Source organism: Klebsiella sp. Q11 (genome assembly GCF_964241505.1).
GTDB lineage: Bacteria > Pseudomonadota > Gammaproteobacteria > Enterobacterales > Enterobacteriaceae > Klebsiella > Klebsiella michiganensis.
Window position 1 is genome coordinate 1 of record NZ_CAXSXW010000022.1, and the last position, 23,872, is coordinate 23,872.

Sequence of the window (23,872 nt, forward strand, 5' to 3'; positions counted from 1 at the left end):
TTCAGTCGGTTAGAATACCTGCCTGTCACGCAGGGGGTCGCGGGTTCGAGTCCCGTCCGTTCCGCCACTTATTAAAAAATTAAGCCTGCTGATTAAGCAGGCTTAATGATAAGAAAATTTAGGGGCGTAGCTCAGTTGGTAGAGCACCGGTCTCCAAAACCGGGTGTCGCGAGTTCGAGTCTCTCCGCCCCTGCCATATATAATCCTTTGCTCAGGCAAAGGATTTTTTTTTGCTTTAAATTTCCCGCCAATCGTCCTCCATCCCTGGAGGAGTGCGTTTATCCCAATATATTGTGCTTCAGGATCTCCCGAATCTGCGCTTGTTTATCGCTGTTCTGTAGCCAAATCGCATAGAGAGGCCTTGAAAGCGTCGCACTGTCGGTCACCGTATGCAGATTATTTTTCCCCTGTGCCCAGAGCACGGGCAGCCATGTACAGCCCTTAAGCGCGCTGAGCTGTTGGTAAGCTAACTCGGCAGAACTGGTGGTCAGCAGAGGAATATCATCATTTCCGATCAATCCCGCTTCGTTTTGTTGGAAATCGGGCCCCCATTCCAGGCGTAAATAATTCAATTCATTTGTGTATTTAGCCGGAGAGGCACAATAAAGCGCCAGGGTAAAATTACCCAGCAACTGGCTGCTTAGTTCATCCATCTTCGGCGATTCTGTCGTGATCAAGAGATCAAGCTGACGTTCGTGCAGCTGTTTGACCAGCGATTGCCGCTGCGCAATCCGCGCCTCAAACTGTAGGTTATAGGGCTCTGTATAGAGCTTTCCCAGCCATCCATTAAGCAGGCATTCCCACAGAGAAGCGCTGGCACCGATCGAAAATTCATTATGGCGGGAAGCATTCGCGACCTCCTTGCGCGCAGCTTGCCAGGTATTCATCAGGGTTTCGGCGTAGGGTAGCAGTTTCTCTCCGGCTGAGGTCAGACGGATATTATTACGATGACGGGTAAAAAGATTTACCCCCAGCTGGTTCTCCAGCTGACGAATACGAAAGCTAACTGCTGACTGCGTCAGATAAAGCGCCTCTGCGGCTCGGCCAAAGTGGCGAGTTCTGCTCACCTCAAGGAAAGTCTTGAGCAATTCCGTATCCACACTCTTCTCCGCAAAATTATTTGTCGTGATGATTTAAATGTTTTGTTTGACGCTCTGTCAAGCGTAACTAATACTCCGCGCCATAATTAGCTCGGCCAAAGAATCAGGAGCGTGTAGGATGGCGGAAAGCTTTACGACAACTAATCGTTTTTTCGACAATAAAAATTATCCGCGCGGGTTTTCCCGTCATGGAGATTTCACCATCAAAGAGGCGCAACTGCTGGAACGTCATGGTTATGCCTTTAATGAACTCGAACTAGGTAAACGCGAGCCTGTCACCGACGATGAAAAACAGTTTGTTTCGGTATGCCGTGGTGAACGTGAGCCCGCAACGGAAGCAGAACGCGTGTGGATTAAGTACATGGCGCGCATTAAGCGTCCGAAGCGTTTCCATACCCTATCCGGCGGCAAGCCGCAGGTGGAAGGTACGGAAGATTACACAGAAAGCGATGATTAAGAAAAAGGGCGTAAGCCCTTTTTTTACGCCATCATTTTTTGTAGATGGCTCAACATTCTGTCTATTGCCCGATAGCCGAGAGCCTCCTGCAAATGATGACGTTCGATGCGTTCGACTGCCTCAATATCGGCAATAGTTCGGGACACTTTAATCAGGCGCTGCCAGGCGCGGATTGAAAGCCCGAGCTGTATTAGCGTCTGCTCCAGCCAGACAGCGTCATCTTTATGAAGCCGGCAGCAGATTTTCATCTCATCATTTCCCAGATGCGCGTTAAGTTTTTTCTGCCGCGATAGCTGCCTTTCGCGTGCGGCCAGAACACGTTGGCGTACGCAGGCGCTACTTTCCTCTTCGTTTGTTCCCTGGCTGAGCACCCCCGGCGGCGGAAGCGGGATCTCCAGGGAGAGATCGAATCGGTCAAGAAACGGGCCGGATAAACGACCCAGGTAGCGTAGCGTCTGTTCCGGTGAAGCGCGATTATGCTGGCCCTGATAGTGTCCTGTCGGGCTGGGATTCATCGCTGCAATAAGCTGGAAACGGGCTGGATAATCGATTTTGGCGCGCGTGCGTGAGATATGGATAACCCCTGACTCAATGGGTTCGCGTAACGCATCCAGCACCCTGCGTTCGAATTCAGGCAGCTCATCCAGGAACAGGACTCCGTTATGGGCAAGGGAGATCTCTCCCGGTACCGGAATTGAGCCTCCGCCCACCATGGCCGCCAGGGAGGCGCTATGATGCGGGGCACGAAAGGGCCTGCGGCGCCAATTTTTCATGGCATGCCTGGAATCGACCAGGCTAAGTATTGCCGCGCTTTCCAGCGCTTCCTGATTACTCAGCGGCGGCAGTAGTCCCGGTAATCGACTGGCGAGCATCGTTTTTCCTGTGCCGGGCGGGCCTATCATCAGCAGGTTGTGACCACCTGCAGCGATGATTTCCAGCGCTCGTTTCCCCTGCCGCTGGCCAATAACATCACGCAGATCAACCGATGTTTCATCCGAATATTCCCCTTCTGGAAGGGGGTTAGCCAGGGTATGTCGACCTTCGAGAAAAGCGCAGACTTCCTGGAGATCGGTGGCGATAAGGCAGTCACTGCCGCCGATTAACCCCACCTCTGGAGAATTCTCATTAGAGATAACAATCTTCCGCCCCGCTTTTATGGCCTCCATGGCGCTGGATATGGCCCCAGGAACGCCACGCAGAGCGCCTGTAAGCGCCAGCTCGCCGACAAACTCATATTGATTTAGCCTGGGGGCCTTTAGCTGCTCTGAGGCCACCAGAAGCGCGAGAGCGATAGGTAAATCATATCTTCCCCCTTCTTTTGGTAGATCGGCCGGGGCCAGATTGATGGTGATTTTTTTCGCCGGATAAGCGTAACCGCTGTTGATAATCGCACTACGTACCCGGTCACGCGCTTCTCTAACCGTTGTTTCAGGCAGTCCTACCATTGTCAGGCCTGGGAGCCCGTTGCTGATATGAACTTCAACCGTGATAAGCGGGGCACCGATCCCGAGAGCGGCGCGGGTGTAAACAATGGCGAGTGACATAACACCTCCTGAGAACCGGGATTATGTCGGGGATTTGCTGTTGAGTAATTCGGCAATATTAAATTCTGCATGCTTGCTCCCAGCCAATTTTCCGGCAATTTCCGCTTTGCACTGGTGATGGATGCCGGCTCGTAAAATGCTGTCATCAGGCAACAAGATGAGAAAGAGCTGTGGAGTACGCCACAAATTGAAATATTTTCATTTCATATTTTTCCCATTAAAAACAATTGTTTTTTCTTAAATGGTTAGCAAGGTAAGAAATGAGGTCATAAAAAAATCTTGTGTTTAACGCGAAGTCTGTGGTACCTCTTTAGGTATTCCTTCGAACATGAAGCCAGAAAGAACATAAAATGACAGCCCTTCTACGAGTGATTAGCCTGGTCGTGATTAGCGTGGTGGTGATTATTATCCCACCGTGCGGGGCTGCACTTGGACGAGGAAAGGCTTAAAAAACAAGCCTTAACGAACTAAGACCCCCGCACCGAAAGGTCCGGGGGTTTTTTTATAACTTAAAAACAGAAAAGAGGAGCAGACGATGGCTGGTAGCATAAAATTCTGTTTCTCTCGATCTACGACGGGGAAGTAACTATGAATGGGGCGCGGTGGGTGGTACATGCTTTGCGAGCACAGGGAGTCGATACCGTTTTTGGCTATCCGGGTGGAGCAATTATGCCGGTTTACGATGCATTGTATGACGGCGGCGTGGAACACCTACTGTGCCGGCATGAACAGGGTGCGGCTATGGCGGCTATTGGCTATGCCAGGGCTACCGGCAAAACCGGGGTGTGTATCGCCACTTCGGGGCCGGGCGCAACCAACCTGATCACCGGCCTCGCCGACGCGCTGCTTGATTCCGTTCCCGTTGTTGCTATCACCGGCCAGGTTGCGGCCCCGTTCATTGGCACCGACGCATTCCAGGAAGTTGATGTCCTCGGTTTATCGCTGGCATGCACCAAGCATAGTTTCCTGGTGCAGTCGCTGGAAGAACTGCCGCGCATCATTGCCGAAGCTTTCCACGTAGCAAACTCCGGGCGTCCCGGTCCCGTGCTGGTCGATATCCCAAAAGACATCCAGCTGGCTCAGGGCGATCTCGATCCGCATTTTTCCATGGTAGCCGACGACGTTGATTTTCCATATGCGGATATCGAATACGCTTTGCAGATGCTGACCCAGTCGCAGAAGCCGATGTTATACGTTGGCGGCGGCGTGGGGATGGCGCAGGCGGTACCGGCGCTGCGCGAATTTCTTGCCGTTACGCAAATGCCCGTGACGTCCACCCTGAAAGGGCTGGGTGCGGTAGCGGCGGATTATCCCTACTATCTGGGCATGCTGGGGATGCACGGTACTAAAGCGGCCAACCTTGCAGTACAGGAATGTGACCTGCTGATCGCGGTAGGCGCCCGTTTTGACGATCGCGTCACCGGCAAGCTGAATACGTTTGCCCCGCACGCCAAAGTTATCCATATGGATATCGATCCGGCTGAACTGAACAAGCTCCGTCAGGCACATATCGGCCTGACCGGCGATTTGAATGTGATGCTGCCCGCGCTCCAGCAGCCGCTGTCTATCGACGCCTGGCGCCAACGTAATGCGCAGCTGCGCGCCGAGCATGCCTGGCGCTACGATCATCCGGGAGACGCTATCTATGCCCCGCTGCTGCTGAAGCAGCTTTCCGATCGCAAACCCGCAGACTGCGTCGTGACAACCGATGTGGGCCAGCATCAGATGTGGTCAGCGCAGCATATGAACTATACGCGCCCGGAGAATTTCATCACTTCCAGCGGATTAGGCACTATGGGTTTCGGCTTGCCCGCAGCGGTAGGCGCGCAGGTGGCCCGTCCAGACGATACGGTTATCTGTATCTCCGGTGACGGCTCCTTCATGATGAACGTGCAGGAGCTGGGCACCGTAAAACGCAAGCAGCTGCCGCTGAAGATAGTCTTACTGGACAACCAGCGTTTAGGAATGGTTCGACAATGGCAACAGCTGTTTTTTCAGGAACGTTATAGCGAAACCACCCTTACCGATAACCCCGATTTCCTTACTCTGGCCAGCGCCTTCGGCATCCCTGGTCAACACATCACCCGTAAAGACCAGGTTGAAGCGGCACTCGACACCATGCTTTCGAGCCAGGGGCCTTACCTGCTTCATGTCTCAATCGACGAACTTGAGAACGTCTGGCCGTTGGTGCCGCCCGGTGCCAGTAATGCAGAAATGCTGGAGAAATTATCATGATGCAACATCAGGTCGCCTTGCAGGCTCGCTCTAATCCAGAAACGTTAGAACGCGTGCTGCGCGTCGTGCGCCATCGCGGGTTCCAGATTTGCGCGATGAATATGGCAACCGCCGCCGATGCCCGGAATATTAATATTGAACTGACCGTTGCCAGCCAGCGGCCCGTCGAATTACTGTTTAGTCAATTAAGCAAACTGGTGGACGTCGCCTGCGTCGAGATCCAGCAACCTACATCACAACAAATTCGCGCCTGAGCGCAAAGGAAGAACAATGACGACGAAAAAAGCTGATTACATTTGGTTCAATGGTGAGATGGTTCCGTGGGGCGAGGCGAAGGTTCACGTGATGTCCCATGCGCTGCACTACGGGACTTCCGTATTTGAAGGCATCCGTTGCTACGACTCTCACAAGGGACCGGTGGTGTTCCGTCACCGTGAACATATGCAGCGTTTGCATGACTCAGCAAAAATCTATCGTTTCCCGGTTTCTCAGAGCGTTGATGAGCTGATGGAAGCCTGCCGTGAAGTCATTCGTAAAAACAGTCTGACCAGCGCCTATATCCGCCCGTTAGTCTTCGTCGGCGACGTGGGTATGGGCGTCAACCCGCCTCCGGGCTATAGCACTGACGTGATCATCGCGGCGTTCCCGTGGGGCGCCTACCTGGGTGCCGAAGCGCTGGATCAGGGGATCGATGCGATGGTTTCTTCCTGGAATCGCGCGGCGCCGAACACCATTCCGACCGCGGCTAAAGCCGGCGGTAACTATCTCTCTTCGCTGCTGGTCGGCAGCGAAGCGCGTCGCCATGGCTATCAGGAAGGTATCGCGCTGGACGTGAACGGCTACATCTCTGAAGGCGCCGGTGAAAACCTGTTTGAAGTGAAGGATGGCGTGCTGTTTACCCCGCCGTTCACCTCTTCCGCGCTGCCTGGCATCACCCGCGACGCTATCATCAAGCTGGCGAAAGATCTCGGCCTGGAAGTCCGCGAGCAGGTATTGTCCCGCGAGTCCCTGTACCTGGCCGACGAAGTGTTTATGTCCGGTACCGCCGCAGAGATCACGCCGGTACGCAGCGTTGATGGTATTCAGGTGGGTGAAGGCCGCTGCGGCCCGATCACCAAGCGCATTCAGCAAGCATTCTTTGGCCTCTTCACCGGTGAAACCGAGGATAAATGGGGCTGGTTGGATCAGGTTAATCAATAAGCATAAAAAAATGGGGCGACACGCAACGCCCCATTTCACCGAAACTGGGAGTAACTAAAGCATGCCTAAGTACCGTTCCGCCACAACCACTCACGGCCGTAATATGGCGGGTGCCCGCGCGCTGTGGCGCGCCACTGGAATGACCGACGATGATTTCGGTAAGCCGATTATCGCCGTGGTGAACTCTTTCACCCAGTTCGTGCCGGGTCACGTTCACCTGCGCGATCTCGGCAAACTGGTTGCTGAGCAAATCGAAGCCGCTGGCGGCGTCGCCAAAGAATTCAACACCATTGCGGTGGATGATGGGATCGCGATGGGCCACGGGGGTATGCTTTATTCACTGCCATCCCGCGAACTGATCGCCGACTCGGTTGAGTATATGGTTAACGCCCACTGTGCTGATGCGATGGTCTGTATCTCCAACTGCGACAAAATCACCCCGGGGATGTTAATGGCGTCTCTGCGCCTGAATATTCCGGTTATTTTTGTTTCCGGCGGTCCGATGGAAGCCGGGAAAACTAAACTGTCCGATCAAATCATTAAACTCGACCTCGTTGACGCGATGATTCAGGGCGCTGACCCGAAAGTCTCCGACGATCAGAGTCATCAGGTTGAGCGTTCCGCCTGCCCGACGTGCGGCTCTTGTTCGGGAATGTTCACCGCGAACTCCATGAACTGCCTGACCGAAGCGCTGGGCCTGTCGCAGCCGGGCAACGGCTCGCTGCTGGCGACTCACGCCGATCGTAAACAGCTGTTCCTCAATGCGGGCTCACGTATCGTTGAGCTGACTAAACGCTATTACGAGCAGGACGATGCCTCTGCGCTGCCGCGTAATATCGCCAATAAGGCGGCGTTTGAAAACGCCATGACGCTGGATATCGCCATGGGCGGTTCCACCAATACCGTACTGCATCTGCTGGCGGCGGCGCAGGAAGCGGAAATCGACTTCACCATGAGCGATATCGATAAACTTTCCCGCAAAGTGCCGCAGCTGTGTAAGGTCGCGCCAAGTACGCAGAAATATCATATGGAAGACGTGCATCGCGCGGGCGGCGTATTGGGTATTTTAGGTGAACTCGATCGTGCCGGGCTGCTGAACCGCGATGTGAAAAACGTGCTTGGTTTGTCCCTGCCGCAGACGCTGGAGCAGTACGATATCACCGTCACGCAGGATGAAGCGGTTAAGAAGATGTTCCGCGCTGGCCCTGCGGGTATCCGCACAACGCAGGCTTTCTCTCAGAACTGCCGTTGGGACACCCTGGATGACGATCGCGCAGAAGGCTGTATCCGCTCGCTGGAACATGCTTACAGCAAGGACGGCGGTCTGGCGGTTCTGTACGGCAACTTTGCCGAGAACGGCTGTATCGTGAAAACCGCCGGCGTTGACGACAGTATCCTCAAGTTTACCGGCCCGGCGAAGGTATACGAAAGCCAGGACGCGGCTGTGGATGCGATCCTCGGCGGCAAGGTGGTCGCCGGTGACGTAGTCGTCATCCGCTATGAAGGGCCGAAAGGCGGGCCGGGGATGCAGGAGATGCTCTACCCGACGACCTTCCTGAAATCAATGGGCCTGGGTAAAGCCTGTGCGCTGATTACCGACGGACGCTTCTCCGGCGGTACCTCGGGTCTCTCTATTGGTCACGTTTCTCCGGAAGCGGCCAGCGGTGGCAATATCGCGATCATTGAAGATGGCGACATGATTGCTATCGATATCCCGAACCGCGGCATTCAGCTGCAGCTAAGCGATGCCGAGATTGCGGCGCGCCGCGAAGCTCAGGAAGCGCGCGGTGATAAAGCATGGACGCCGAAAGATCGCGAGCGTCAGGTTTCCTTTGCCCTTCGCGCCTATGCCAGCCTGGCAACCAGCGCCGACAAAGGCGCGGTGCGCGATAAATCGAAACTTGGGGGTTAATGATGGCCGAGTCTCAACCCCTCTCCGCCGCCCCCGAGGGGGCGGAATACCTCAGAGCGGTACTGCGCGCGCCGGTATACGAAGCCGCGCAGATCACGCCGCTGCAAAAAATGGAAAAGCTCTCGTCGCGCCTCGATAACGTTGTGCTGGTGAAGCGTGAAGATCGTCAGCCGGTGCACAGCTTTAAGCTGCGCGGAGCCTACGCGATGATGGCGGGCCTGACGGAAGAGCAAAAATCGCATGGCGTGATTACCGCTTCGGCGGGTAATCATGCGCAGGGCGTGGCTTTCTCGGCATCTCGCCTGGGCGTGAAGGCGCTCATCGTCATGCCAACCGCCACCGCGGATATCAAAGTTGATGCGGTGCGCGGCTTCGGCGGCGAAGTGCTGCTGCACGGCGCGAACTTCGATGAAGCCAAGGCCAAAGCCATCGAGCTGGCGCAGCAGCAGGGGTTCACCTGGGTTCCGCCCTTCGACCATCCGATGGTGATTGCCGGGCAGGGGACGCTGGCGCTGGAACTGCTGCAGCAGGATGCCCATATCGATCGCGTATTTGTCCCGGTCGGCGGCGGCGGTCTCGCGGCCGGCGTGGCGGTGCTGATCAAACAGCTGATGCCGCAGATCAAAGTCATTGCGGTTGAGGCCGAGGATTCTGCCTGTCTGAAAGCCGCTCTGGATGCGGGTCATCCGGTCGATTTACCCCGCGTTGGGCTTTTTGCCGAAGGCGTGGCGGTGAAACGCATCGGCGATGAGACTTTCCGTCTGTGCCAGGAGTATCTCGACGACATCGTTACCGTCGATAGCGATGCCATCTGCGCGGCGATGAAAGACCTGTTTGAAGATGTGCGTGCGGTAGCAGAACCTTCCGGGGCGCTGGCGCTGGCGGGGATGAAAAAATATATCGCTCAGCATAATATTCGCGGCGAACGCCTGGCGCACGTGCTTTCCGGCGCGAACGTCAACTTCCACGGCCTGCGCTACGTTTCCGAACGCTGCGAGCTGGGAGAACAGCGCGAAGCGCTGCTGGCGGTCACCATTCCGGAAGAGAAGGGCAGCTTCCTCAAGTTCTGCCAGCTGCTGGGCGGCCGTTCGGTGACCGAGTTCAACTACCGCTTCGCGGATGCGAAAAATGCCTGCATTTTTGTCGGCGTGCGCCTGAGCCGGGGGCTGGAAGAGCGGAAAGAGATCCTCAACCTGCTGCACGACGGTGGCTACAGCGTAGTGGATCTCTCTGACGATGAAATGGCCAAGCTTCACGTGCGCTATATGGTGGGCGGGCGTCCGTCGCAGCCGCTGCAGGAGCGTTTATTCAGCTTCGAGTTTCCGGAATCACCCGGCGCGCTGCTGAAGTTCCTGCATACGCTGGGCACCCACTGGAACATCTCTCTGTTCCACTATCGCAGTCACGGTACCGATTACGGCCGCGTGCTGGCGGCATTCGAACTGGGCGATCACGAGCCTGACTTCGAAACCCGCTTGCATGAGCTGGGCTACGATTGCCACGATGAAAGCAATAATCCAGCGTTCAGGTTCTTCCTCGCCGGTTAAGAAGCGCTGTGCTTGTCAGGCCTGCGGTCGGGCTGTAGGCCTGAGCAGGCCCGGCATTAGTGGCCAGGCAGCAAATTCCAGAACGCATTAATCAGCGGCTCATGCAGCCGCTTTTTTGGCGCGCAGACGCCAAGCTCAAACGGGGTTTTCTCGTCGCTACGCTCCAGAATCATCACGCGATTGCGCACTGGCTCAGGGCTGTTTTCCAGCACCACCTCCGGCAGCAGCGCGACGCCGCAGCCGAGCGCCACCATGGAGACCATGGCTTCATGCCCGCCCACCGTGGCGTAAATTGACGGATTACTGATTTTATGGCGGCGAAACCATAGCTCAATGCGGCGACGCACGGGGCCCTGGTCGGCCATAATAAAGGGTACCGTTGCCCAGTCAGGCTTCTCCACTGAGACCTGGTTACGAACCGGACAAGGCAGCGCCGGGGCGATCAGCACCACCGCCAGATTCTCCAGCATGGAAAAAGCCACCGCGCCGGGCAGCGTTTCCGGTTTCCCGGCAATCGCCAGATCGGCCTCACCCGTCACCACTTTTTCCATCGCATCAGCGGCATCGCCGGTGGTGAGCTTTATTTCCACCGAGGGATGCTCGGCGCGGAACCGATCGAGAATCGGCGGCAGATGGCTATAAGCGGCCGTCACCGAACAGAAGATATGCAGTTCGCCCGACAGCGACGGACCTTGCTGATCGATAGTGTGGCGCAGCTGCTGATACTGCAACAGCGTCTGCTGGGCAAACGTTCGTAGCTCTTCTCCCGCTTCGGTAAGCGTTACCGTGCGGTTATCACGGACAAACAGCGGCTGCCCGAGGTCTTCTTCCAGGCGCTGAATTTGTCGGGAAAGCGTGGAGGGGCTGACGTGCATCGCCCGCGCGCTGCGGCCAAAATGGCGGCTTTCAGCCAGATGCAGGAAGGTTTTCAGATCGCGTAAATCCACCGGCGGCACTCCACGATTTTACATTGCAGAAATTGCAACGTGACGTTGTGAATATATCAATTTCCGCAATAAATTTCCTGTTGTAATGTGGGTACATTCTCGCTGAAAGGCGAACCGAACAAAATAAGACACACAACATCACGAGGTATCACCATGGCTAACTACTTTAATACACTGAACCTGCGCCAGCAGCTGGCGCAGCTGGGCAAATGTCGCTTTATGGGTCGCGACGAATTCGCCGATGGCGCAAGCTACCTTCAGGGTAAAAAAGTGGTCATCGTCGGCTGTGGCGCTCAGGGCCTGAACCAGGGTCTGAACATGCGCGACTCCGGTCTGGATATCTCCTACGCGCTGCGTAAAGAAGCGATTGCCGAAAAGCGCGCATCATGGCGCAAAGCAACCGAAAACGGCTTCAAGGTGGGTACCTACGAAGAGCTGATCCCGCAGGCCGATCTGGTGGTTAACCTGACGCCGGACAAACAGCACTCTGACGTTGTACGTTCCGTTCAGCCGCTGATGAAAGACGGCGCGGCGCTGGGCTACTCTCACGGCTTCAACATCGTGGAAGTTGGCGAGCAGATCCGTAAAGATATCACCGTCGTGATGGTGGCGCCGAAGTGCCCGGGTACCGAAGTACGTGAAGAGTACAAACGCGGTTTCGGCGTTCCGACCCTGATCGCGGTTCACCCGGAAAACGATCCGAAAGACGAAGGTATGGCCATTGCTAAAGCCTGGGCTGCGGCGACCGGCGGTCACCGTGCGGGCGTGCTGGAATCGTCCTTCGTTGCCGAAGTGAAATCCGACCTGATGGGCGAGCAGACCATCCTCTGCGGTATGCTGCAGGCCGGTTCTCTGCTGTGCTTCGATAAGCTGGTGGAAGAGGGTACCGACCCGGCATACGCCGAAAAACTGATTCAGTTCGGCTGGGAAACCATCACCGAAGCGCTGAAGCAGGGCGGTATCACCCTGATGATGGATCGTCTGTCTAACCCGGCTAAGCTGCGTGCTTACGCGCTGTCCGAACAGCTGAAAGAGATTATGGCGCCGCTGTTCCAGAAGCATATGGATGACATCATCTCCGGTGAATTCTCCTCCGGCATGATGGCTGACTGGGCCAACGACGATAAAAAACTGCTGACCTGGCGTGAAGAGACCGGCAAAACCGCGTTCGAAACCGCACCGCAGTTTGAAGGTAAAATTGGCGAGCAGGAGTACTTCGATAAAGGAGTTCTGATGATCGCAATGGTGAAAGCGGGCGTTGAGCTGGCGTTTGAAACCATGGTGGATTCCGGCATCATCGAAGAGTCCGCTTACTACGAATCACTGCACGAGCTGCCGCTGATCGCCAACACCATCGCTCGTAAGCGTCTGTACGAAATGAACGTGGTTATCTCCGATACCGCTGAATACGGTAACTACCTGTTCTCTTACGCTTGCGTACCGCTGCTGAAAGAGTTCATGACCACCCTGCAGACCGGCGACCTGGGCAAAGCGATTGCCGAAGGCGCGGTAGACAACGCTCAGCTGCGCGACGTGAACGAAGCCATTCGCAGCCACGCTATCGAGCAGGTTGGTAAGAAACTGCGTGGCTATATGACCGATATGAAGCGTATTGCGGTAGCGGGCTAATTCCCCGTCGTCTTTCAACTTGCAGATGCGTTGGCTGCGTTCGTACACCCCAGTCACATAGTTATCTATGCTCCTGGGGCTGTACTCACTTGCCGCCTTCCTGCAAGCTGAAATCCTTAGGGGAAAGCTGTGAGATAAAAAACCGGTGCAATTCAAAGACACCGGTTTTTTTAATTGCGGTACAGCACCTTGATGATGTGATAACCAAACTGGGTGTGTAGCGGGCCGGTCGGCTCCAGCACCGGGCAGGAGAAGACGACTTTATCAAACGCCGGCACCATCTGGCCCTGGCGGAATTCACCTAAATCGCCGCCGCGTTTGCCTGACGGGCAGATCGAGTGCTTCTTCGCCAGTTTACCGAAATCGGCGCCGTTTTTAATTTGCTCCAGAAGATCCAGTGCCAGCTGCTCTTCTTTAACCAGGATATGCAGTGCTGCTGCCGTTTTTGCCATGATCGTACCTTGATGGAATAGGAGATGAATCAGGGCGCAATAGTAGCATGGGCTAGCGGCGATACAGCACCTTAATGATGTGGTAGCCGAATTTGGTTTTGACCGGTCCGTAAGGCTTGAGCAGCGGGCAGCTGAAGACCGCCTTATCGAACGGCCCGACCATAACGCCTTGATTAAACTCCCCGAGATCGCCGCCGTTGCGTCCGGATGGGCACTTTGAATAGCGCTTTGCCAGATGATCGAAGCTCACGCCACGTTCCAGTTTGGCGAGGATCTCTTGCGCCAGCTTCTCTTCTTTTACCAGGATATGCAGGGCTGCTGCGCTCTTTGCCATTATTTTGCTCTCATGTCTCAAAGATATCCCGTTACTTTACCATCCGCTTTGGTCGCGGACCTATACTCTTCGCCATCGCGGGACAGGTGTCTCGCCTGATAGACGGAAGCGGGAGATGGGCAACACTTTTCTTCGGCGTTTTCCTTCTGGCCGGGGACAGCCGTCCTGTCCTTATCGTCGTGGAGCGAGATAACATGGATACAATGAAAAAACCTGAATTTTCAGTCGGCTGGCTTTCCGGGCTGAGCGAGATTGTGCGCGATCCGCTGCTCTATGAATTACTGAAATATTGTCCTCTGGAGATCATGCGGCGCTGGCGCTTCGAAGACATTCCGCGCGGTGATTTTATCTGCCGACAGGGGGAAGTGTGCCAGCGTTTTTCGCTGATTATCGCCGGTGAGGTAGACGTTTTCTATGAGGCTGAAGACGGGCGCCGCTACCGTCAGGCCCGCTACCGTAAAGGCGACATGGTGGGCGAACTCGAGATCTTTGAGTCGCGTCATTACATCTGCTCGGTGGTGGCGGTGGACCATGTGCAGCTCCTGAGCCTGTCGCAGGAACATTTCTGCCGCTGGCTGGCGCTGGATAACCACTTTAACCAGCGGATGCTGCGCTTCTTTAGCCAGCAATATTATCAGCTGTCGAAAAAGGCCAGCAGCGACAATCTCTACTCGCTGCATCAGCGGGTGTGTCAGGCGCTATGGCTGCGTTATCAACAGGATGGCGCGAATGAAATCTTGCTGGATAAGCAGAATCTCAGTCAGGAGTTCGCGGCGACGACCCGCAGCATTAACCGTATTTTGCATGACCTGAAAGCGCTACAGATTATTGATACCGATGGTGAACGCATTGTGTTGTTAGCTCCTGAAAAACTGAAGCAGGAGGCTGATATCGGATAACCGCAAGAGTAAGGAGGCGGGAGAATGTCGCTGCAACCCCATATCCAGTTAAGCAAAGAGATGACCGGCGCGCGGTACGCGCTGCTGCCGGGCGACCCGCAGCGGGTCGACCGCATCGTCAAGTTTCTTGATAATCCACAGCTGCTCGGTCAGAACCGGGAGTTTCGCGCCGCGCGCGGTTGGTATCAGGGCATCGAGATTTTGGTGCTCTCCACCGGAATCGGCGGACCCTCCACGGCGATCGCCATTGAAGAGCTGCGCCAGATTGGCGTAACAACCCTGATTCGTATCGGCAGCTGCGGCGCATTGCAGGATAATCTTGCGCTCGGCGATGTGATTATCGCTCACGCTGCGGTGATGGATGATGGTACCAGCCGAACCTATGCGCCGGCGGGCTATCCGGCCTGCGCCGACCCGCTGCTGACCTGGGAACTGGTGGCGCAGGCGCGGCAAATGAACATCCCCGCCGCGTGCGGGCTGGTGCGCAGCCACGACAGTTTCTATACCGATCGTGAGGCGCAACTGGATGCGCAGTGGTCGGCGCGAGGCGTTCTGGGCGCGGATATGGAGAGCGCCGCCCTGATGACTATCGGCGCTCTGCGCGGCCTACGTACGGCATCATTACTCAATGTGGTTGTTGCCCACAACGGTTGCCTGGATAGCAGCATCAATGATTATGTCCAGCAGGAGGCGCTGTGCCAGCAGGGCGAAGAACGGCAAATTACCCTGGCGCTGCGCGCCATTTATTCCGCTAGCCAGCAAGGAGGTCTGTGATGGACTTTTTTAGCATTAACAATGTGATGGTCAACATTCCTCTCGGCGAAGGCGGCTATGCGCTATCGTGGATTGAGGCTATCGGTACCGTATTCGGCCTGCTGTGCATCTGGTGCGCCAGCCGGGAAAAAATCATCAACTATCTGTTTGGCCTGATTAACGTCACGCTGTTTGCGGCGATCTTTTTCCAGATCCAGCTCTATGCCAGCCTGCTGCTGCAGGTATTTTTCTTCGCCGCTAACATTTACGGCTGGTATGCGTGGAGCCGGCAAAACGAGGCGCAGGAGGCCGCGCTCAAGGTACGCTGGCTTTCCCGTCAGCAAACGCTGGCGCTGGGCGGCGTCTGCGCGGTGGCGATTGTGCTGATGACGCTGTTTATCGATCCGGTGTTCGCGACGCTCACTCGTATCATGATTGCTCTGCTGCAAACGTTCGGTATGCAGGTCGCGATGCCCGACCTCCAGCCCGACGCCTTCCCGTTCTGGGATTCCACCATGCTGGTGTTGTCGATTGCCGCCATGGTGCTGATGACGCGTAAATTCGTCGAAAACTGGCTGCTGTGGGTGGTTATCGACGTGATTAGCGTGGTTATCTACGCGGTACAGGGCGTTTACGCCATGTCGCTTGAGTATGTCCTGCTGACGGCGATCGCGGTAATGGGTTCATACAGCTGGATCAAGAGCGCACAGCGTAACGGCTATACGCCGCTTGCCGCGGACGCATCCTGATTGACCGATTTCCAGGCTGCCTGAATGGGCAGCCTGTTGCTCTCTGTGCCCCTCTTTCTGCTACAATCCCCACCCCGTTCGAAGATTGAGCAAAAGACTCCCATGCGTTTAAATCCTGGCCAACAACAAGCCGTCGAATTCGTTACCGGACCGTGCCTGGTGCTGGCGGGTGCCGGTTCCGGTAAGACCCGCGTGATTACCAATAAAATCGCCCACCTGATCCGCGGCTGCGGCTATCAGGCGCGTCATATCGCGGCGGTCACCTTTACCAACAAGGCGGCGCGCGAAATGAAAGAGCGCGTCGGGCAAACGCTGGGACGCAAAGAGGCGCGCGGTCTGATGATTTCCACCTTCCACACGCTGGGGCTGGATATCATCAAACGCGAATACGCCGCGTTAGGGATGAAATCAAACTTCTCGCTGTTCGACGATACCGACCAGGTGGCGCTGTTAAAAGAGCTCACCGAAGGGCTGATCGAAGACGATAAAGTGGTGCTTCAGCAGCTGATCTCGACGATCTCCAACTGGAAAAACGATCTGCAAACCCCTGCCCAGGCCGCCGCTGGGGCGAAAGGGGAGCGGGATCGGATCTTTGCTCACTGCTACGGGCTGTACGACGCGCACATGAAAGCCTGCAACGTACTCGACTTTGACGATCTGATCCTGCTGCCAACGCTGCTGCTGCAGCGCAACGAAGAGGTGCGGGAGCGCTGGCAGAATAAGATTCGCTATCTGCTGGTGGATGAATACCAGGATACCAACACCAGCCAGTACGAGCTGGTGAAACTGCTGGTGGGACAGCGGGCGCGCTTTACCGTGGTCGGCGATGACGATCAGTCGATCTACTCCTGGCGCGGCGCGCGGCCGCAGAACCTGGTCCTGCTAAGCCAGGATTTCCCGGCGCTGCAGGTGATCAAGCTGGAGCAAAACTACCGTTCTTCCGGGCGCATCCTGAAGGCGGCTAACATCCTGATTGCCAATAACCCACACGTTTTCGAGAAGCGTCTGTTTTCCGAACTGGGCTATGGCGTAGAGCTGAAGGTGCTCTCTGCTAATAACGAAGACCATGAGGCGGAGCGCGTTGCCGGTGAACTGATCGCGCATCACTTTATTAATAAAACCGCCTATAAGGACTACGCGATTCTGTATCGCGGCAACCATCAGTCGCGGGTTTTTGAAAAGATGCTGATGCAGAACCGCATCCCGTACAAAATTTCCGGCGGCACGTCGTTCTTTTCCCGCCCGGAAATTAAAGACCTGCTGGCCTATCTGCGCGTGCTGACTAATCCCGATGATGACAGCGCTTTCATGCGCATCGTTAATACGCCAAAGCGTGAAATCGGTTCGGCGACGCTGAAAAAGCTGGGTGAATGGGCGATGGGGCGCAATAAAAGCATGTTTACCGCCAGCTTCGATATGGGCCTGACCCAGACGCTGAACGGACGCGGCTATGAGTCTTTGACCCGCTTTACCCACTGGCTGCGGGAGATCCAGCAGCTTTCAGAGCGTGAACCGATTGCCGCCGTCCGCGATCTGATCCGCGGCGTGGATTATGAATCCTGGCTCTATGAGACCTCGCCCAGCCCGAAAGCCGCTGAAATGCGGATGAAAAACGTCAATACGCTGTTCACGTGGATGACCGAAATGCTCGAAGGCAGCGAGATCGATGAACCGATGACGCTCACTCAGGTCGTTACCCGCTTTACCCTGCGCGATATGATGGAGCGCGGCGAGTCGGATGAGGAGACGGATCAGGTGCAGCTGATGACGCTTCACGCGTCAAAGGGGCTGGAGTTCCCCTACGTCTACCTGGTTGGTATGGAAGAGGGGCTGCTGCCGCACCAGAGCAGCATTGATGAAGACAACGTCGATGAAGAGCGCCGTCTTGCCTACGTAGGTATCACCCGCGCGCAGAAAGAGCTGACTTTTACCCTGTGCAAAGAGCGCCGTCAGTACGGCGAGCTGGTGCGACCGGAGCCGAGCCGTTTTCTGCTGGAACTGCCGCAGGACGACCTGATTTGGGAACAGGAGCGCAAAGTGATTTCGCCGGAAGAGCGCATGCATAAAGGCCAGGCGAACGTCGCCAACATCCGGGCGATGCTGGCGAAAGCGCGTAAATAGCGGCTAGCGGCTGTTTTGCTGTTGAATCTGGAACTGACGTAGCGCTTTGCGACCGGGTGCGCCGTCTGAACCGGGTTGACTGACGACAATGGCCGCCACTTCATTGCCCAGCCGCGTTGCCTGCTGCAAATCCATTCCACAGGCCAGCCCGGCGATCGTACCGGCACAGTGGCTGTCTCCTGCGGCAATCGTGTCGTGGACCTTCACGCGGCAGGCCGGAATATGCTGCGGTGCTGCGTCAGGTTCAACCACCCATGCGCCATCCTTATCAAACCGACAGATCGCCCGAATATGCCAGTCGCTGGCGAGCCGTGAGGCGGCATCAAGGGTCGCGCTATCCAAATCGTATAAACGCGCGCACAGCACGCTGAGTTCATCGCGATTCAGGGTGAGCAGGGGGCGTTTGCGCAGCAGCGCCTGGATAAAGTGAATATCCAGGTCGCACAGACGCGGGCCAAAATCGACGAACAGCGTTTTATCTTCCGTCTGGGCAAGGATCCACTGGCGCAGCGCTTCGCTGGCCAGTTCGTATCCCGAGACGTAAATAATCGCCTCCTTCGGCAGCGGTATTTGCGCTAATAGTTCATCAGTCCAGTGCTGTTCGCAGCCCTCAATGGTGATAAACGTCCGCTCTTTGCTGGCTTCGACAAGAGCCAGACACCAGCCGTTATCGTGGGTGGGATGGCGCAAGAGGACGGGCAAGTTTTCCAGCGCCATTTTTTGCGCAACGGCCTGCCCCCAATCGCCATTGCCTACCGGTATGGCGTTAATGGGAAACAGTTCGAGGCGCGAGAGCGCGCGGGCGACGTTGAACGCGCAGCCGCCAATCTGCCGTCCGCCGTCGCGGGCGGAGACATCGCTACCGCTTTGCGGCAGCGCATCGAGATGGAGAATAATGTCGCCAAAAGCGGCGCCGATAACCACGATTGGCCGCTGAGGCGATAGCAGGTCAGCGCTGATTGTCACGGCAGGCCCCCTTTCTCGTTCCGAAGGCGAGATACAGCGCCAGGCTCAGAATAAAAGAGACGAATAACCCGAGGCTGGAGTCCGCGAAAATACCGACCGCGAAAGGTCCGTCGATAAAACCGGTTTTAGAGACCATCAATCCTGCCAGCGCACCGACAATCCAGCAGCCCAGCGCGGTACGGTTTGCGCCGCTCTCCCTGAATAAATCAGCTTCAGGATATCCGGCACGGCGGCGCAGCCGATAAAAATCGACCATAAAGATGGCGGCCCAGGCGGCCAGAAATACACCGCAGAAAATCAAAAACGCGATAAACGGCCCGAGAAAATCTTTCGAGACAAACAGCACATAGAGGGCAATCCCCAGCACCAGCACGGCGTCGAGGGCCACGGCGGAACGCTGCTGTAGCTTAATCCCCATGCTTAACAGGTTAAGGCTGGCGGAATAGAGGCTCAACACGGCGATGGTCACGACCCCGGCGGTAGCCGCGGCCAGATAGGGGATTGCCATCCACGAAGGCAGCAGTTTACCGATCGCTGAAATGGGATTCTCGCTGGAGGCCAGATCGGGGATCTGCGCGGTAAGCAGTATTCCGGTGAGCATCAGCAACAGCAGGGGGAGGGCGGCGCCGCTGACCACGGCGAGAAAAATAGGCTTTTCCCCGGAGTCAGGGCGCTGATCGCGACTATAGTCGGCGCCGGCGATAGCCCAACTGATGCCGGTGCCCGCGGCAATAATAGACACGGCCGGCAGAAAGCCGGTCAGCCAGCTGCCTGAAGGCAGCGCAAGGATGGCCTGCCAGTCCGCGGTGAAGAGTAAATAGATCACCACCAGCAGCGTCATGGCGCCAAAGATCCGGGTGATCCATTTTTGCATCATCAGCACGGCGTTTTGCCCGAGCACGCTGACCAGTACGGTCAGCCCGCCAAACAAGAAAAGCGACAGCGCGGTGGTGGTCAGACTCTCTTCAAAACCCATGGCGGCAAACAGCGCGACGAGGGTGAGCGTGCCGGTAATGATATTGACCGCTTCCCAGCCCATCAGATTCACCCAACAGAAGCTGGTGGGGGCGATATTACCGCGTTTGCCAAAAATGACGCGGGAGAGGGTTAGCGTCGTCGTACGACCAATTTTCCCGGCGATGCTGGTGATGCCGACCAGCGCAAAGGAGGCGACGCCCGCCACGGCGGCAAGAATCGCCTGCCAGAATGAGAGGCCGAACGACACAATCACCGCGCCGTAAACGACGCCAAGAATGCCAATATTCGCGGCGCACCAGACGAAAAACAGCTGGACCGGTTTCTGGGTCTGGTGGACCGGGGGGACCAGACCGATCCCTAATTCTGCCATTCCGGGATCTGCCGCCTGGATATTTCCATCGTATGAAGCTTTGCTGTCCATAGTGATACCCTCTGTGAATTATGCGAAGCGGTAGCCTGCAAGCCGCTGTGCGTAAGGCGCGAAGTCGATGCTGTTGGCCTGCTTAATCCGTTGTATATGTTCTTCAGGAAAAGCCTCTATGCCATGAAGCGCGCCGCAGATGGCGGTGGCCATCGCGCCAATGGTGTCGGTGTCGCCGCCTAAATTGGCTGCCAGCATAGCGCATTTCATAGGCTGCGTTTTTGCCAGCTCAACCAGAGCAATCGCTGCGGGGACGGACTCGATAATATCCATACCGGCGCCGATGTCCTCATAAATCCGTTCAATACCCGTCAGATGGTCAGTCTCCCCGGCGATCGTTTCCAGCGCCAGGTGGATACGGTTTCCCAGCAGTGGACTAAAAGTGGACTCATAATGGCGCTGCGTCTCATTGGCGAGCGACGCCAGCTCCGTTTTGATTAACGGCCATTCGGCCCCTTCAATGGCGCGGCCGATCGCCCATGCAATGACCACCGCGCCGGCGATAGCGATGTCTGATTTATGCGTCGGCAGGCAGGATAGCCGCACTTGCTCAATGAAAAACGTTCTATCCCCGGTGGGCAGTAGACAGCCCATCGGCGCCACGCGCATTGCCGCGCCGTTGGTTACGCCGTTGGCCGCGATCTCCTCCAGCGGCTGCCCCTGTTCAAGCGCGATCAGGGAAGCCTTCGAGGTCGGGCCAAGAATATTTTTTTCAAAGGCCTGACAGCGTCTGGCCCACAGCAGAATATGCCTGGCGATGACCAGTGGATCGGTCACGCCGTTGGTTTCATTCAGGGCATCCATGAGTGCGATGCACTGATGGGTATCATCGGTGAACTCAGCGGCGCGAAATTCGCAGGCCGCAATATTCTCTTTCGGTCCGGGGAGGAAGCGCTCAATCCAGCCAAAATGGTTGATAATTCGGCGCTTAGGCCACAGTTCGGAAGGCATACCCATCGCATCACCGATGGCTTGCCCATAAAGGCAGCCGAGGATGCGGTTTTCGGTGGTATAGGTAGGGTGAATAGCAAACATCATCGGCTCCCTGGAAGAAATGAATAAAAGTTATACTAAAAGTAGATCCAGATTAAGTCCAGTTAAAGTCCTTTGTGGCCACGCTGTGATCGAAGACGCATTCTGAAAGAAAAGTGAGAAGCTAAAAAAGGGTGGGGAGACGTTATGAGGGGGCTATTGATTCCAGTATGGATCCACTATGATAAATCCACTGCCACTGAATTCCGGAAGACTACGACATTATGCCGCAATCGCTGCTTGAGTATATAAAAGGGCGTCTGAATGCAGAGGCTCCCGCGCCGCTTTATATTCAACTTAAACAAGCTATTGAAGCGGCAATGACCGAGCGGTTGCTGACGCACGGCAGCATCCTGCCTTCCGAACGCAAAATGTCGCAGACGCTTGAGCTATCGCGCGTGACGGTCGTGAAGGCGCTTGATGCGCTGCTGGAGGCCGGGCTGGTTATTAAACGCCACGGAAAAGGGACCGAGGTGAATCTGCCGGTAAGCTATAACCTTGCCAGCGGCGGATTTTCTGCCCAGCTACAAAATTCAGGCACGGTGTCCAACCGATGGCTGGTGAGGGAAAAGCTGGCGGCGGATGATTTTCTGGCCCGTGAGCTGGAGATCGCGGTCGGCGATCGGGTGGCGAAAATCAAACGCGTCCGTCTGGTCGATGCCCTCCCGGTGTCTCTCGAAACCATGTTTATCCCCGAGCGTTTCTTACCCCGCCCGGATCTACTTGAAGGTTCGCTGTACGCGCACTGGGCGGAAAATGATATTTATCCCGATCTTCAGGATTACTCACTGACGGTGCATATTCCTTCGGCGGAAGAGCTGAATTTGCTCGACCTGCCGCAAGGCGTGCCATTGATGAAAATTACGCTGAAAAGCCGCAATGCTCAGGGAGAGGTGCTTGAGTACGGAACCGCATTCTGCCTGAGCAATTACTTTAATTTTGATTTCAGAGTGAAGCTGCAATAAGCGCTTTGGCATGGCCGGTGTATAAAACCCGCCATCGCTTTATGCGAGAGCGGATCGTAGCCGACTACTGCTCGTTAAGCCGCAGCGGCCAGTGAACGTAGCTCTGCCACTGGCACTCCTGTTCGACCATTTCCCGGCCCAGCGGATGATTCTCCAGCCAGCCCTGCGGCAGCGTTAACGTCAAATTTTCATCTTCGGCAGCCAGCGTAAGCATCGGCAGCAGATCGTCGCGTCGGCGGCTGGCAAACAGAATCGCCAGACGCAGCAGACGGCACATATGCTCCGCGACTCTCGGAGGCACCGCGTTTTGTTGATGAATGGATGAAAGGTCGACGGCGTTGGTTTGGTTTAACAGCAGCGTCGCCAGCAGCTTCTTTTGTGCGGGGGTAAAGCCGGGCAGGTCAAGATTGCGCACCAGCCAGGCGGCGTGCAGGGGGGCCTGCTTGTACTCCACGCTCAGACCAATTTCATGCAGCTGGCAGGCACTTTGCAGCAAATCGAAGCATAGCGGCTCAATTTCCCAGCTGTTTTCCACCTGATGAACGAAATGGGCGGCCAGTTGGGCAACGCGCTGTGCCTGTTCAGTATCAACCAGAAACCGGCGCTGAATATTGCGTAAGGTACGACTGCGAATATCCTGATCGATCGACAGGTGCAGCATGCCGTAGACCAGACCTTCACGCAGCGCGCCGCCGGCGAGCGTCATACACTGAATATTCAGCTCGCTGAAGATGGCCATAAGAATCGCCAGCCCGCTGGGAAAGACGAGCGCCCGTTCAAGCGTCAGGCCTTCGATCTCCAGCTCTTCCAGACGACCGCACTGAATGGCGCGCTGTTTGAGCTGCTGTAGCTTGGCTAAGGTGATGCGTTCATCCATCCCCTGCGCCATCATGATTTCCTGTAACGCCTGAACCGTACCGGACGCCCCGACGCACACTTTCCAGCCGTGATAGCGCAGCACATCGGCGACGGGACGCAAAACTTCACGCGCGGCGGTTTCGGCCTGGTCAAAGTTCTCTTTGGTCAGGCTGCGATCGGCAAAGTAGCGTTCCAGCCAGGTCACGCAGCCCATGGACAGGCTGAAAAGCGAGGTGGTTTGCGCGCCGGTACCGGTAACCAGTTCGGTGCTGGCGCCGCCAATATCCACGACCAGACGCTGATCTGCGCCGCCTGTTGTATGCGCAACGCCCTGATAAATCAGGCGCGCTTCCTCTTCACCGCTGATAACCTGAACCGCGCAGCCGAGGATTTCCCGCGCTTTCTCCAGAAACTCACCGGCGTTAACCGCCAGGCGCAGCGTCGCTGTGGCGACCACGCGGATTTGCGTCGGGGGGATATCCTGCAAACGCTCGGCAAACAGGCGTAAACATTGCCAGCCGCGCTCCATGGCTTCTGCCGAGAGCGTATTGTCGCCGCTGAGTCCAGCGGCCAGACGGACTTTGCGTTTGATACGACTCAGGGTCTGGATGCTTCCGGCAACCTCGCGTACAACCAACATATGAAAGCTATTGGAGCCAAGATCGATAGCGGCATAGAGCGAGGTGGAGCTCATACACTTCATCCTTCAAGTTGCCTCTGTGTTGGCTGCGTTCTCTTACCCGAATCACTTACCAGCGTCAGCTCGCCGCGAT

At 56.2% G+C, this 23,872-nt stretch carries 22 protein-coding genes and 1 tRNA gene; 14 read left to right on the forward strand and 9 right to left on the reverse strand.

All coding sequences use genetic code 11. The features are described 5' to 3' along the window. The first annotated feature begins 120 nt into the window (after nt 1-120). Nucleotides 121-196: transfer RNA gene (locus ACESQ2_RS26405), tRNA-Trp, on the forward strand. An 82-nt stretch (nt 197-278) separates the two neighbouring features. Here ACESQ2_RS26405 and hdfR read toward each other — a convergent pair. Next, entirely contained in the window at nt 279-1,100 is an 822-nt protein-coding gene (hdfR, locus tag ACESQ2_RS26410) for an HTH-type transcriptional regulator HdfR (protein ID WP_004097454.1), read from the reverse strand. Nucleotides 1,101-1,218: 118 nt separating this feature from the next. On the opposite strand from hdfR, the gene ACESQ2_RS26415 reads away from it, so the two are divergent. After that, the gene (locus tag ACESQ2_RS26415; protein WP_004097464.1) at nt 1,219-1,557 is read left to right on the forward strand and encodes a DUF413 domain-containing protein; all 339 of its coding nucleotides are present in this window, start codon (nt 1,219-1,221) and stop codon (nt 1,555-1,557) included. 23 nt (nt 1,558-1,580) lie between these two features. Here the strand turns inward: ACESQ2_RS26415 and ACESQ2_RS26420 are convergent, their stop codons facing one another. Further along, on the reverse strand, nt 1,581-3,101 hold the full coding sequence (locus tag ACESQ2_RS26420; protein ID WP_373171557.1) for a YifB family Mg chelatase-like AAA ATPase: 1,521 nt from the start codon (nt 3,099-3,101) through the stop codon (nt 1,581-1,583). A gap of 350 nt (nt 3,102-3,451) precedes the next feature. Here ACESQ2_RS26420 and ilvL point away from each other — a divergent pair, with 350 nt between their 5' ends. The 6 genes from ilvL to ilvA all read left to right on the forward strand — a co-directional run bounded on the left by ilvL (nt 3,452) and on the right by ilvA (nt 9,995). Then, the gene (ilvL, locus tag ACESQ2_RS26425; protein WP_001311244.1) at nt 3,452-3,550 is read left to right on the forward strand and encodes an ilv operon leader peptide; all 99 of its coding nucleotides are present in this window, start codon (nt 3,452-3,454) and stop codon (nt 3,548-3,550) included. 139 nt (nt 3,551-3,689) lie between these two features. Then, entirely contained in the window at nt 3,690-5,336 is a 1,647-nt protein-coding gene (gene ilvG, locus ACESQ2_RS26430; RefSeq protein ID WP_032747330.1) for an acetolactate synthase 2 catalytic subunit, read from the forward strand. Beyond that, nucleotides 5,333-5,590, forward strand: coding sequence for an acetolactate synthase 2 small subunit (gene ilvM / locus ACESQ2_RS26435; protein WP_004097471.1), 258 nt, complete (start codon nt 5,333-5,335; stop codon nt 5,588-5,590). The genes ilvG and ilvM overlap by 4 nt, the downstream gene beginning before the upstream one ends. 16 nt (nt 5,591-5,606) lie before the next feature. Continuing rightward, on the forward strand, nt 5,607-6,536 hold the full coding sequence (locus ACESQ2_RS26440; protein ID WP_025108419.1) for a branched-chain amino acid transaminase: 930 nt from the start codon (nt 5,607-5,609) through the stop codon (nt 6,534-6,536). 61 nt (nt 6,537-6,597) lie between these two features. Continuing rightward, on the forward strand, nt 6,598-8,448 hold the full coding sequence (gene ilvD / locus ACESQ2_RS26445) for a dihydroxy-acid dehydratase (RefSeq protein WP_014227447.1): 1,851 nt from the start codon (nt 6,598-6,600) through the stop codon (nt 8,446-8,448). A gap of 2 nt (nt 8,449-8,450) precedes the next feature. Then, entirely contained in the window at nt 8,451-9,995 is a 1,545-nt protein-coding gene (ilvA, locus tag ACESQ2_RS26450; protein ID WP_014227448.1) for a threonine ammonia-lyase, biosynthetic, read from the forward strand. Nucleotides 9,996-10,051: 56 nt separating this feature from the next. Here ilvA and ilvY read toward each other — a convergent pair whose 3' ends face one another. Then, nucleotides 10,052-10,942 carry an HTH-type transcriptional activator IlvY gene (ilvY, locus tag ACESQ2_RS26455; protein ID WP_004097479.1) on the reverse strand — a complete coding sequence of 297 codons (891 nt, stop codon included), beginning with the start codon at nt 10,940-10,942 and terminating at the stop codon, nt 10,052-10,054. A gap of 153 nt (nt 10,943-11,095) precedes the next feature. On the opposite strand from ilvY, the gene ilvC reads away from it, so the two are divergent. Next, nucleotides 11,096-12,571 carry a ketol-acid reductoisomerase gene (gene ilvC / locus ACESQ2_RS26460; protein WP_373171558.1) on the forward strand — a complete coding sequence of 492 codons (1,476 nt, stop codon included), beginning with the start codon at nt 11,096-11,098 and terminating at the stop codon, nt 12,569-12,571. Nucleotides 12,572-12,741: 170 nt separating this feature from the next. Here the strand turns inward: ilvC and ppiC (ACESQ2_RS26465) are convergent, their stop codons facing one another. Continuing rightward, a complete protein-coding gene (ppiC, locus tag ACESQ2_RS26465; protein ID WP_004097481.1) occupies nt 12,742-13,023 on the reverse strand; it encodes a peptidylprolyl isomerase PpiC in 282 nt (93 codons plus the stop codon). Between the two features lie 52 nt (nt 13,024-13,075). Continuing rightward, nucleotides 13,076-13,357, reverse strand: coding sequence for a peptidylprolyl isomerase PpiC (ppiC, locus tag ACESQ2_RS26470; RefSeq protein WP_004127352.1), 282 nt, complete (start codon nt 13,355-13,357; stop codon nt 13,076-13,078). Between the two features lie 194 nt (nt 13,358-13,551). Here ppiC (ACESQ2_RS26470) and ACESQ2_RS26475 point away from each other — a divergent pair, with 194 nt between their 5' ends. The 4 genes from ACESQ2_RS26475 (at nt 13,552) to rep (ending at nt 17,879) form a co-directional block, all read left to right on the forward strand. Beyond that, nucleotides 13,552-14,256, forward strand: a complete 705-nt coding sequence (locus ACESQ2_RS26475; protein ID WP_004097483.1) for a Crp/Fnr family transcriptional regulator — start codon at nt 13,552-13,554, stop codon at nt 14,254-14,256. A gap of 24 nt (nt 14,257-14,280) precedes the next feature. Then, nucleotides 14,281-15,030: a nucleoside phosphorylase gene (locus ACESQ2_RS26480; RefSeq protein WP_345911915.1), complete on the forward strand. Its 750-nt coding sequence runs from the start codon at nt 14,281-14,283 to the stop codon at nt 15,028-15,030. Continuing rightward, nucleotides 15,030-15,758, forward strand: a complete 729-nt coding sequence (gene pnuC / locus ACESQ2_RS26485; protein WP_046878136.1) for a nicotinamide riboside transporter PnuC — start codon at nt 15,030-15,032, stop codon at nt 15,756-15,758. Before ACESQ2_RS26480 ends, pnuC begins: the two co-directional genes overlap by 1 nt. Before the next feature lie 102 nt (nt 15,759-15,860). Then, nucleotides 15,861-17,879 (forward strand): DNA helicase Rep, encoded by a 2,019-nt coding sequence (rep, locus tag ACESQ2_RS26490; RefSeq protein WP_014227450.1) that lies wholly within the window; start codon nt 15,861-15,863, stop codon nt 17,877-17,879. 3 nt (nt 17,880-17,882) lie between these two features. Here rep and ACESQ2_RS26495 read toward each other — a convergent pair whose 3' ends face one another. Genes ACESQ2_RS26495 through ACESQ2_RS26505 form a run of 3 tightly spaced genes read right to left on the reverse strand, consistent with a single transcriptional unit; the run spans nt 17,883 to nt 21,279 of the window. Then, on the reverse strand, nt 17,883-18,845 hold the full coding sequence (locus ACESQ2_RS26495) for a PfkB family carbohydrate kinase (protein WP_025108416.1): 963 nt from the start codon (nt 18,843-18,845) through the stop codon (nt 17,883-17,885). Then, nucleotides 18,829-20,244, reverse strand: coding sequence for a cytosine permease (locus ACESQ2_RS26500; protein WP_014837065.1), 1,416 nt, complete (start codon nt 20,242-20,244; stop codon nt 18,829-18,831). The genes ACESQ2_RS26495 and ACESQ2_RS26500 overlap by 17 nt, the downstream gene beginning before the upstream one ends. Nucleotides 20,245-20,262: 18 nt before the next feature. Next, nucleotides 20,263-21,279 (reverse strand): ADP-ribosylglycohydrolase family protein, encoded by a 1,017-nt coding sequence (locus ACESQ2_RS26505; RefSeq protein ID WP_046878135.1) that lies wholly within the window; start codon nt 21,277-21,279, stop codon nt 20,263-20,265. Nucleotides 21,280-21,500: 221 nt separating this feature from the next. Here ACESQ2_RS26505 and ACESQ2_RS26510 point away from each other — a divergent pair, with 221 nt between their 5' ends. Further along, on the forward strand, nt 21,501-22,241 hold the full coding sequence (locus tag ACESQ2_RS26510) for a GntR family transcriptional regulator (protein WP_032720758.1): 741 nt from the start codon (nt 21,501-21,503) through the stop codon (nt 22,239-22,241). A gap of 64 nt (nt 22,242-22,305) precedes the next feature. On the opposite strand, the gene gppA is transcribed toward ACESQ2_RS26510, so the two are convergent. Continuing rightward, nucleotides 22,306-23,802: a guanosine-5'-triphosphate,3'-diphosphate diphosphatase gene (gppA, locus tag ACESQ2_RS26515; RefSeq protein ID WP_160743202.1), complete on the reverse strand. Its 1,497-nt coding sequence runs from the start codon at nt 23,800-23,802 to the stop codon at nt 22,306-22,308. Between the last annotated feature and the right edge of the window lie 70 nt (nt 23,803-23,872).